The following is an 11,680-nucleotide window of genomic DNA, read 5'->3' as shown; positions in this document are numbered from 1 at the left end:
ACCATGACCGAGATCAGCCGCGTGGCGCTATTCGGGAAGCTCAACAAATTGGGCTATCAAGCGGTAGAAGGGGCAACTGTGTTCTGCAAAATGCGGGGCAACCCCTATGTTGAGCTAGTGCACTGGATGCATCAGCTTTTGGCGCAGCAAGACAGCGATATGCACCGGATCATTGCCCATTATGATCTCGACACTGGAAAGATCGCTTCTGAGATGACCCGGGCGCTGGACATGCTGCCCCGTGGGGCTTCGGCGATATCTGACCTTAGTGATCATCTGATGGACGCGATGGAACGCGGCTGGGTCTGGGGCTCATTGCTCTATTCGGCGAGCCAGGTGCGCAGCGGCTATCTGCTCCTGGGTATGCTGAAAACACCAGCCCTGCGTAATATCCTCGCCTCCATGTCGCCGGAACTGGCCAGCATCGGCGCCGATGATCTGGCGGATAACTTTGCTGAGGCCACGGATGGCTCGCCTGAGGCCACGATGTCGGCGCAGGATGGCAGTTCTGTGACCGGTGGCGGTGCCGAACCCGGCGAGGCCTCTGGTGCCATGGCCCCCGGTGCCATGGGCAAGGGAGAGGCGCTGGAGCAGTTCTGCACGGATCTGACCGAACAGGCGCGCAATGGGGAAATTGACCCCATTGTGGGGCGCGACGAAGAGATCCGCCAGATTGTTGATATCCTGATGCGGCGACGCCAGAACAACCCGATCCTCACAGGTGAGGCAGGCGTTGGGAAAACGGCTGTTGTTGAAGGCTTTGCCCTGCGGATTGCCCGTGGAGATGTGCCGCCAGCGTTGCAAAATGTGCGGCTCTTGGCCTTGGATATTGGCCTATTGCAGGCTGGCGCCTCGATGAAGGGGGAGTTTGAAAACCGCCTGCGTCAGGTGATTGATGAGGTTCAGGCCAGTGCCCAACCTATTGTGATGTTTGTGGATGAAACCCACACACTTGTTGGGGCAGGTGGTGCGGCGGGGACGGGCGATGCGGCTAACCTGCTGAAACCGGCGCTGGCACGGGGTACTCTGCGTACCATTGGCGCCACCACTTGGGCAGAATACAAGAAATACATCGAAAAAGATCCGGCGCTGACCCGGCGTTTTCAGGTGGTCAAGATTGATGAGCCCTCGGTGCCCAAGGCAATCCTGATGATGCGCGGTATCGCCTCGATGCTGGAAAACCATCACCGGGTGCAGGTTCTGGATGAAGGGATCGAGGCCGCTGTCAGCCTGTCGGCGCGCTACATTCCAGCGCGGCAGTTGCCGGATAAATCCGTGAGCTTGCTGGACACCGCCTGCGCCCGTGTCGCAGTTAGCCAGCATGCAGTCCCGGCGGAAGTGGACGATAGCCAACGCCGGATTGAGGCGCTGACCACCGAGTTGGAGATCATCGGTCGGGATGAGACAGCAGGCTATGACGTCGCAGACCGGCGCGAGGCGGTGACAGCGGCAAAGACCACCGAGGAAGAGCGGCTGGCAGGGCTCACCACCCGTTGGGACAAGGAAAAAGCGGTGGTCCAGGAGATCCTCGACCTGCGCGCCAAACTCCGGGAGGGGGCCGCGCCCGTAGACGCCGCAGTGGATACTGGGGAAGAGGGGGCTGAGGGCGCAATGACCAGCCCGCTAAGCCCTGAGGATCGTGCCGATCTGATGCAACAGTTGAAGGACAAAAACGCCGAGCTGGAGGAGCTTCAGGGCGACTCCGCTCTGATCCTGCCGATTGTCGACCATCAGGCCATCGCCAGCGTTGTGGGGGATTGGACCGGCATTCCGGTGGGCCGCATGGTCAAGGATGAAATCGACACCATCCTACATCTGGAGGAACATCTGGCCAAGCGGGTGATCGGTCAGGATCACGCGATGAAGATGATCGCCAAACGCATCCAGACCAGCCGTGCCGGGCTGGATAATCCCAACAAACCCATTGGGGTTTTCATGCTGGCCGGTACATCCGGGGTGGGCAAGACCGAGACCGCCCTGGCCCTTGCCGAGGTGCTCTATGGCGGGGAGCAGAATGTCATCACCATCAATATGTCCGAGTACCAAGAGGCCCATACGGTCAGCTCTCTGAAGGGCGCTCCTCCTGGCTATGTCGGCTACGGCGAAGGTGGTGTTCTGACCGAAGCGGTGCGGCGCAAACCCTATTCGGTGGTGCTGCTGGACGAGGTCGAAAAGGCGCACCCTGATGTGCATGAGATCTTTTTTCAGGTCTTTGACAAGGGCGTGATGGAGGATGGCGAGGGCCGGGTGATTGATTTTAAAAACACCCTGATCCTGCTCACCTCCAATGCGGGTTCTGACATGATTATGGATATGTGCGCCGACCCGGATCTGATGCCCGCACCAGAAGGCATCGCCAAGGCATTGCGTGATCCGCTGCTGAAAATTTTCCCAGCGGCGCTTTTGGGGCGGTTGGTGACCATTCCTTATTACCCGCTGAGCCCGGATATGATTGGCAAAATCACCAGGCTGCAGCTGGGCCGGATCAAAAAACGGGTGGAAGAGGCGCATGGGGTGCCGTTTTCCTACACAGATGCTGTTGTCGATAAGATTGTTGATCAATGTCAGGAGCTTGAAAGCGGCGGTCGGATGATCGACGCAATCGTGACCAATTCCATGCTGCCGGATATCTCCAACGAGTTTTTGCGCCGCCTGATGGCGGGGGAGGAAGTTGCCTCTGTCGCAATCGACGTCGCGGATGGGGAATTCACCTACAGCTTTGACTAACTGACGTTTGAAATGGGGAACTGGGAGGGAATGACATGGTCAAACATGTAGTAATGGACTTCAAGAATCTGGACATCAAAGTGTCTGGACTAGAGATGGTTGAGCCGCCAAAACTCTCGTTCAAAGTTGTGATCGATCTGGACAAGAAGATGGAGAAGGGGGCCGATAAGGACCCTCTTTTGCAGCAGGAATTTCAAGCGGCCGCCAGTGATGTGCTGGAGCAGACCAAAGAAACCATCGAGAAAAAATGCAAGATTTTCGACAAGCTCTTTGGCCAGATGGTGAACAAGGGTGCCTCTGAAAAAGAGATGGAAAAGCAGCTGAAGGGGCTGAATGACGCCATCAAGAATGACGTCAAAGTGGCTGAAAAAGGCGCTGAACTTGCGGCGGCCAAAGCCTGGAGTGATCTGCAAAAGAAACGCAAAGAATGGTCTAAGTTCAAGATCAAGATTGGCGTCTCGATCGTGGGTACGCTGGCGGGGCTGGCCGTCAGTATCGCAGCCATGGCGACCTCGCCCTTTTCCGGCGGTGCAGGGGCGGCCTTTGCGATCATTGGCTTTATCAAGTCTGGTGTCAGCCTTGCACAGGATGTGGGCAAGCTGGCCATCAACATCGACCAGTCCAAAGCCATTTTGGTAAAGAACCTGGCCTTGGTGGAAAAGGCGGCGTCTAACCCGGCGCTCAACGCCACCAATGAGGTCTCCGCTGCCATTTTTCAGGAGTTTCTCGGGGTGTCGCAGCCCTCAGTCAAAACCGTTGAAGATGCTGCCGATACCTTGAAGGCGAAATATGCCCAGATGGTCGTTAAAATGCATGATCTGTCAAAGACCCTGGCAAAAATCCTCAAGGAGCAGGACAAGCTGAAGAAGGAGTTTTTGACGGAAGTCAGCAAAAGGCTGAAGAAACACCCGGTCAAAGACAAGAAGGCGCAGCTGGTGATGATCAGCAAAGCCTTGGATACAGCTTTGGCGAAGAACTACGACGCTGTTCAAAGCGCCATCGACAAGATCCAGTTCATGTATGGTGATGCCCGAAAATGGGCTGACAATATCAAGGATCTGATGAAACGGGTCAAAGCACTGACGATCAAGGATCCCAAGGCGCTCAAGGTGTTCCGTGAAGCCCTGAAATTTGCAGCTCTTGGCCTGTCGCCGATTGATGGCAATTCCATCGCAACCGGAACCAAGGATCTCGCCCTTGGCGTGGGCGGAGCGGCAGGTGGCTATGTCTATGACAAACTGGCAAGCAAAGCCCTGGATGGCACCGTATTTGATGCCGCCTGACGGAGTGAACCCAAAGGCCGGGCACCTTGGGTGCCCGGCGTATGAATGACGCAGAAACGCCATGACCAGTGGAGATAACCCGTGACCGAGAGCGCCCAAACCCAGCCAAGCCTACAGGACCGCGCCCGTGTTTTTGTTGAACGCCCAGTTGTGACCAACTCCATTCTGGGGATCATTATCTTTAACGCGATCACATTGGGGCTCAGCACTTCTGCTGCTGTCAATGAACAAGTGGGCGGCCTGCTTGGGGTGGTGGATAAGCTGGTGCTTGCGGTCTTTGTGGCTGAATTGGCGCTCAAATTTTTCGCCTACCGGCTCAAATTCTTTTCTTCCGCCTGGAATATCTTTGACCTGCTGGTGGTCAGCGTTGGCCTGCTGCCGGATAAACAGGGTTTGTCGGCATTGCGGGGGCTTCGGGTTATTCGGGCGCTACGACTGCTCTCAGTGGTTCCGCAGATGCGAAAGGTGGTCCAGGCGCTGCTGGATGCCCTGCCGGGCATGGGCGCGGTGATTGTGATGATCTCTATCGTCTTTTACGTTTTTGGGGTGATGGCGACCCTGATGTATGGCTCCGCTTTCGATGAGTGGTTTGGTACACTTGGTCGTTCGCTCTATTCGCTGTTCCAGATCATGACACTCGAGAGTTGGTCCATGGGCATCGTGCGCCCGGTGATGGAGGTCTACCCAATGGCCTGGTCCTTCTTTGTGCCCTTTATCGTTGTCACTGCCTTCTCCGTTTTGAACCTGTTCATCGGCCTGTTGGTCAACACCATGCAAACAGCGGTGGAGGCTGAGGCTGAGGCGGAATTTGAGCAGCTGCGGGATTTGGTGCGCAAGGAAACTGACCTGGTGGACGCCCATGTGCTGGAGCTGCACGCAGAAATAAAAGCCCTGCGTCAGGAACTCGGAGCGCTCAAGGGAGGCGACAATGGCTGATAGTTCGCAGAAATTTATAGGCCGCAATCGCGCGCCGCGGGTGCAAATCGAATATGATGTGGAGCTCTATGGCGCCGAAAAGAAGGTGCAGCTGCCTTTTGTCATGGGGGTGATGAGCGATCTTGTGGGCAAAAGCAAAGCGCCCCAGCCCGCCATCGGGGATCGCAAGTTTCTCGAAATAGACGTCGATAATTTTGACAAACGCATGAAGTCTATGGTCCCGAGGGCGGCCTTTACGGTGCCAAACACCCTGACCGGGGAAGGCAATCTAGCCATCGACCTTACCTTTGAGAGCATGAAGGATTTCAGCCCCGGCGCGATTGCATCAAAGGTCGATAGCTTGCGCCCTTTGCTGGAAGCGCGCACCCAGTTGCAAACCCTGATGGCCTATATGGATGGGAAATCCGGTGCTGAGGACCTGATTGAAAAAATCCTGCACAACCCGGCCTTACTGTCGACATTGGCACAGGGGAATGCAGCCTCAGCGGCAGACCAGGAAAGCGCTTTGGACAGTCTTCGCGGCGTCGCACTGCCCGAAGCAGAACAGGATCAAAGCGACGATGTGCTTGCGGATTTGGCAGCACGCGCACCGACAGAGGCAGAACACGACGATGGCGTCGAAGGGGCCTTGGCTGCCCTGGCCTCCACCGCACCAGAGGATGCTCCCAATCAGGATGATGCGCAGGCTGACGCAGCGCTGGCCGCCCTCGCTGCCGCCGCTCCTGAGGAGGCCATCCAGACCGAGGATATGGGCGAGGAGGCTTTGGCCTCTTTGCGGGCGGTCGCGCCAGCCCCCGAAGAGATACCAGAGGGCAGCGCAGATATTTTGGGCGATCTGGCCCGCGCTGGCGAAGACCTTTTGCCCAGCGAAGTACCATCCAATGACGGCATTCTAGATGACCTGGCTGCGCAGGAGTTGCCGGAAACCGATGCGCCAGATCCGCTTGCAGATATCCTATCGGACCTGGAGGCGTCAGCGCCGACACCGCAAGAGGACGGGGATGATCTGTCAGATGTTCTGGGGGCCTTGCAGGAACTGACGCCCCCGGCGGAGGAAAGTGAAACTGCGCAAGAGGCGTCAAAAGCTATCCTTGACGGTCTGGCCACGCAGGAGGGGGCGGCGGATCCTGAAGACAATGACCTCTCGGCGCTGTTGGATGAGCTCTCTGCCTCGGCACCTACCGAAGAGGACAGCGAGGAGGCTGATCTAAGCGATATTTTGGGCGCATTGGATGAGGGCGCGCAGGAGGAGCAGAGCGAAGATCAGGTGGACGATATTCTGGCGGATGTGCTTTCCGCTGCGCCAGGCGAACCAGAGGATGCGCCTGAAGAGGACCCGCTTGCGGATATCCTCGGCGGGCTGGATGTGGAGGAAGAGCCAGGCGCTGTGGAGGAGAGCGTGGACCTCCAGGGTTTGCTTGGCGAGCTTTCGACAGGCGAACAGGATAGCCCGGATAGCTCTGCAGCACTTGACGAGGTGCTTGCAGGTTTGGACGGGGCGGAGGACCCATCGGAGCCGGACAGCTCAAGCGATTTGGAGGCTGTTCTGTCTGACTTGGCTACAGAGAGTGAAGAAGATAGCGCGCAAAGTGAGGGTGATCTGAGCTTGGAGGGGCTGCTTTCCGATCTGGATTTGGGGCAAGATGCAGCTGGCGATACAGTTGATGTAGACAGTATTCTTTCTGATTTGGAAATCACAGACGAAGCCGAAAGCCGCGATGACAGTGAGGCAAGCCTGACCGAGCTATTGGGCACAACGGATGCGGCGGAAGCTGATCTCGACGATCTGTTAGGGTTCTCTGATGAGGGGGCCGAAGCTGATGATCTCAATCTTGACGATCTCTTGGGTGATTTGACCAGCGATCCTGCAGAGGAAACCGAGCAGGAGGCGCCAAGTCCCACCGAAGCCGCTGATGAGAGCGATGGACTGGACGACCTGCTGGCGGATCTGGACAGCGAGGAAGCGGCGGATCCGGCAGCAGCGGAAACAGCCCTGGATTTGAGCGATGATCTGTCGGATTTGGAGGCTCTGTTGGGGGATCTCGAAAGCGATGCCCCTCAAACGGATGTGGAGGAAGTTGCTGAACCACAGGCCGCTGCGCCGGACGCAGAGAAACAAGTGACGACTGCAGAGCCAGAATTTGCCTATGGCACCATCAGCGCAGAGCGTCCTGAGGCGGAGCAGTTAACGCGCAAGCGCTTCCGTATTGCGCTATTCGGCGATTTCTCAGGTCGGGCGGCCCGGGGGCAGGTAGAGACTGGCGCGGCGCTGGCACAGCGACAGGGTATATTGCTCGACCCGGACACGGTGGAGGAGATCATCGAAGGCTTTGCCAGCGAGTTGGTTTTGCCCATCGGCCAGGACGAAGGCGGTATTGCCGTTAAACTCAAAGAGTTTGACGATCTGCATCCAGATGAGCTGTTTGAAAATGTTGCCCTGTTTTCCGAATTGGTCAGCCTGCGCGACCAGTTGCAATCAGGCGTCACGGTTGATCATGCCAGCCGCAGTCTGGCGACCTGGGCGGCACAGTATGGAACACCTGTGCGGGTGCCGAAACGCTCCTCGCCGAGCAATTCCATTCCCGCCGACCGGCGACTGAGTGCCTTTCAACAACTGATCGGTGACACAGAGAACAGCCTTCGAGAGGCCTCGCCGGTTGATGAGATGCTGGCCCGTGTGGTGGGCCCCTATATTCGTGCCTTGCCAAACCCAGAGGTGCCGGCGATGCAGGCGGCGGTGGATGCAGCCCTGTCGGATGCCATGCGCTTGGTCTTGCACCATCCTGAGTTTCAGGCGCTGGAGGCGCAGTGGCGCTCGCTGGATCTGATTGCCCGCTCCGTCGAAGTTGACGACAGTTTGGAGGTGGTGCTCTATGATGTGTCCGCCGAAGAACTGGCGGCAGATCTGGCGGCGCAGGACGATCTGTCCGGTTCCGGCTTTACCCGGTTGCTGAGCGAAGAGCCAATGGATCCCGAGCTGGGGCGGGGCGGTTATTCCGCCCTGATCGGGATGTATGGGTTTGAAGAAACGCCTCCCCATGCGGAGCTGCTGGGCCGGATTGCGCGGGTGGCGGCCCATGTGGATGCGCCGTTCTTTACCAGCCTGTCACCGGAATTCCTGAAAACGGAAAAAAAGGATCGCCCAGCAGTGGTGGCCAATGCCTGGGATACCCTGCAACAGATGCCCGAGGCAGGCCATTTGGCCCTGGCCAGCCCCCGGTTCTTGCTGCGCCGTCCCTATGGCGCCAAAAGCAACCCAGTGGATGCCTTCGACTTTGAGGAGTTCTCCGAGGCCGAGGGATTGAAAGGCATGCTCTGGGGCAATCCGGTCGTCTTGGTAACAATCCTGCTGGCGCGTTCGTTCAAGGAAAATGGCGCGTCCATGCAGTTGGGCTCGATTATGTCCTTGGGGGGTATGCCCTATCATACGGTCAATGACCGTTTTGGGGATCAGGTGGCCCTGCCCTGTACCGAGCGCAATATTGATCTCGACAAGATTGCCATGGCCAATGAACGGGGCGTGATGGCACTCAGCGCGGTCAAAGGCCGCGATGAGCTGCGCCTGACTTCGTTCTCTTCGGTTGCCGGAGGTGAAGTTCTAGGCCCTTGGAGCGGGGTGCCGGCTCCTGCGCCCTCACCGGCGGACCCCCGCGAGAAAACGGGTATTGCGGCAGCAAAACCCGCTGAACCTGCGATGGAGCCCGACTCAGAGGCGGATGATCTGGATCTGAGCGATCTGGGCCTAGATGATTTGGATCTCGGCGACGGGGATACCGGCGCGGCCACCGCAGATGAGGCTGACCTGGACGACTTGGATGCGCTGTTGGCAGGGTTCGGCGAAGAGACGGATACGGAAGAAGACGATGACGAGATGGACGCCGAATTGGCGGCCCTCTTAGCAGATTTGTAATGACGCATTTTAAGTTGGCAGTGGCGTATTTTCGCCCAGTTTTTAACCCGATCTTGATCGGGGAAAGGAGGAGCCATGGTTGAGAGCAAAGCACATGACAGTGACATGGTCTGGATGTCCGGCAGCTATTCTGTACGGGATCTTTTGCTGAAACGCGCCATCGTGCGCGAAGGCCTGAGCAAACTGACGGAAACCACCATAGAGTTTCAGTCAAAGAATAAAGCAATCAAACTGGAAGACATCGTGGGTCAAACGATGAACCTGCATGTTCAGACCGAGGATCAGACGGATCAAAAGTTTTCCGGCCTTTGCATCTCGGTTGAAAACATGGGTTTTCGCGATGGCTACGGGCTTTACGTGGCCGAGGTGCGACCCTGGTTCTGGCTGCTCACGCGGACCACGGACAGCCGGGTGTTTCAGGAACTCTCTGCGGTGGATGTCATCAAGCAGATCTTTAGCGAAAACGGGTTCAGCGACTTTCGGGATCGTTTGAGTGAGAGCTACGAGGCGCGCGATTATTGCCTGCAATACCGTGAGACCGATTACGATTTCATTTGCCGTTTGATGGAGGAGGAGGGGATCTATTTCTACTTCGACAGCACGAGCGACAAAAATGCGGCAGAGAAGCTTGTTCTTTGTGACGGGATGAGTGGTCATTCGCCGGTCAATGGGAAATCGCAGATCGAATTCCACGCCCGCGATGATCGCGACCGGCGCCGGGAAGATCATATTTCAGAATGGGCACACGAAGAAGTTCTGACCACCGGCAAAGTGACCCTGAATGATTTTGATTTTCTGTCGCCGGCGGCGGATTTGAAAGTCAAAAACGCCATTCCCAAGGGCAGCCACAGCCACAAGGATTATGAGTTTTATGACTACCAGGGTCATTATCGCAAGGATACTGGCCTAGGGAATAAACGGGTGCGCGTTCAGATGGAGGCGGAGGCCATCCGGCACAAGCGCTGGCGGGGGGCTGGCAGTCTTCGGACTTTGGGCACCGGCTATACTTTTCAATTGAAAAACCATCCGGATAAGCCGGCCAATGGCGAATATCTTGTGGTGGATGCCGTGCACTATTTACAGGTTGCAGGGGACTACAACGAACGGGAAAAACGCACGACTTCAGCGGCTGAAGCAGGTGAAATGCGCCATGATATCAAGCCACGTAACATGGACTTTCCCGAGGAAATCAAAGGCGACGCCTATGCCAGCACCTTTGGCGCGATTGAAAAACACGAGCAATATCGCGCGCCGCTTGCCACACAATGGCCGCAGGTGCCAGGATTACAAACCGCAACCGTGGTTGGCCCCAGCGGCGAAGAAATCTTAACGGACAAACACGGTCGCATCAAAATCCAATTTCACTGGGATCGCGAGGGCAAAGCCGATGAAAAATCCTCCTGCTTTGTGCGGGTCGTGACGCCTTGGTCGGGAAAGAACTGGGGGATGGTCGCGGTGCCACGCATCGGTCAGGAGGTGGTGGTGCAGTTTGAGGACGGCAACCCGGATCGACCGATTTGCACGGGCATGTTGTATAACGCCGATACCATGCCTCCCTATACCTACCCGGATGATCAGACGCAGCTGGGGATCAAGACCAACTCCTCCAAGGGCGGCGGCGGCTACAATGAGCTGATGTTCGACGACAAAAAGGGCGAAGAACTGATGCGGGTGCAGGCCGAAAAAGATCACCAGATGCTGATCAAGGATCGTTCTGCCGTTACCATCGGTTTGGATGCGCCTGAACCAGATGCGCCAGGAACGGATGAGAAGAGCTATGCGTTGACCATCAAGCAGCATATGGATGAGGTGGTCAAAAGCGGAAACCGCACTGAGGTGGTTGAAACAGGAGACAAGGCCGAGACCATCCAGAAAGGCAATATGACCCTGGATGTCGACACGGGTAACTTGACCGAGACAATAGCCAAGGGCAATCATGACGAAACTGTCAGCCTGGGTAATATCTCGGTGGATGCCACGGCGGGCAAGATCAAGATGACTGCTGGCCAGGAGATCCTGCTTCAGGTGGGGCCCACGTCGGTAAAGATCGACAATTCGGGGGTGACGATCAAAGGGCCCATGATCAAGGTCGAAGGCAGTGCCATGGTTGAAGCCAAGGCTCCAATGACAACCGTCAAAGGGGACGCCATGCTGACCCTTAAGGGCGGCCTGACGATGATCAACTAGGTGGGAATGATGTCAGAGAATTTTGAAAACCTGGTCAAGCTTCCCGCTGATCCCGTGGCCAAGCTGCTGTCACATGCCAATGTGCTGTTGAAAACACCTTTGACGGCACCACCAACGGCCACGGCAGGGGTGGTATTGCGGGAGCTCTATGAGAAAGAAGCATTGGTCGACCTGTTGCGTTTGCTGGGGGTGTTGCTGCCCCCGCGAGAACGGGTTTGGTGGGCCTGTATGGCCGCACGCGATTACATTGGCCCGCGATCAGACAAAGACCCGGCCTCGCTCAGTTGTTCCGAAGCCTGGGTGCGTGATCCATCGGAGGAGAACCGTGATGCTGCGCGTCTGACGCTGGATCACGCCTATATTGACGATGACACGGTGAACTGCGCGCTGTCGGTGCTTTATGCGCCGGGGACATTGGGGCCGGGGGATCTAAACCAATATCCAGCCCCAGCCGGGGCCTCGGAAGCGGCGGCCTTTGCAATGAATATGGTAGCATTGAGCCAATTGTCTGATAAGTTTGAAGAACACGGCCGGGTTTTGGTCGCGCGTGCACTGGATATTGCGCGCGGTGGTAATGGGCAGGGTAAGGCCAAACAAGCCGATCCTGATCCAGGTAACGAGAAGGAGGAGGCCTGAG

The 11,680-nt window shown here is 57.0% G+C and carries 6 protein-coding genes and 1 pseudogene; all 7 read left to right on the top strand.

Translation table 11 applies throughout. The features are described from left to right. Positions 1 to 3 precede the first annotated feature (3 nt). The gene (gene tssH / locus MED193_RS00225) at positions 4 to 2,727 is read left to right on the top strand and encodes a type VI secretion system ATPase TssH (protein ID WP_009807596.1); all 2,724 of its coding nucleotides are present in this window, start codon (positions 4 to 6) and stop codon (positions 2,725 to 2,727) included. A 35-nt stretch (positions 2,728 to 2,762) separates the two neighbouring features. Continuing rightward, complete coding sequence (locus MED193_RS00220) at positions 2,763 to 4,010, top strand: hypothetical protein (protein ID WP_254655404.1); 1,248 nt, start codon at positions 2,763 to 2,765, stop codon at positions 4,008 to 4,010. 81 nt (positions 4,011 to 4,091) lie between these two features. After that, on the top strand, positions 4,092 to 4,946 hold the full coding sequence (locus MED193_RS00215) for an ion transporter (protein ID WP_009807594.1): 855 nt from the start codon (positions 4,092 to 4,094) through the stop codon (positions 4,944 to 4,946). Then, positions 4,939 to 5,412: pseudogene (gene tssB / locus MED193_RS23175) on the top strand (type VI secretion system contractile sheath small subunit); the annotation flags it as partial. The gene MED193_RS00215 and the pseudogene tssB, both read left to right, overlap by 8 nt. A gap of 282 nt (positions 5,413 to 5,694) precedes the next feature. Then, positions 5,695 to 8,856 carry a type VI secretion system contractile sheath large subunit gene (locus tag MED193_RS22450; RefSeq protein ID WP_254655410.1) on the top strand — a complete coding sequence of 1,054 codons (3,162 nt, stop codon included), beginning with the start codon at positions 5,695 to 5,697 and terminating at the stop codon, positions 8,854 to 8,856. A 75-nt stretch (positions 8,857 to 8,931) separates the two neighbouring features. Beyond that, the gene (locus tag MED193_RS00205; protein ID WP_009807592.1) at positions 8,932 to 11,043 is read left to right on the top strand and encodes a type VI secretion system Vgr family protein; all 2,112 of its coding nucleotides are present in this window, start codon (positions 8,932 to 8,934) and stop codon (positions 11,041 to 11,043) included. A gap of 9 nt (positions 11,044 to 11,052) precedes the next feature. Further along, positions 11,053 to 11,679 (top strand): hypothetical protein, encoded by a 627-nt coding sequence (locus MED193_RS00200; protein ID WP_039965589.1) that lies wholly within the window; start codon positions 11,053 to 11,055, stop codon positions 11,677 to 11,679. The last annotated feature ends 1 nt before the right edge of the window (position 11,680 follow it).

The organism is Roseobacter sp. MED193 (genome assembly GCF_000152965.1).
Classification (GTDB): Bacteria; Pseudomonadota; Alphaproteobacteria; order Rhodobacterales; family Rhodobacteraceae; genus Pseudophaeobacter.
Note: the sequence above shows the minus strand (reverse complement) of the source record. Positions and strands in the feature narration are given on the sequence as shown.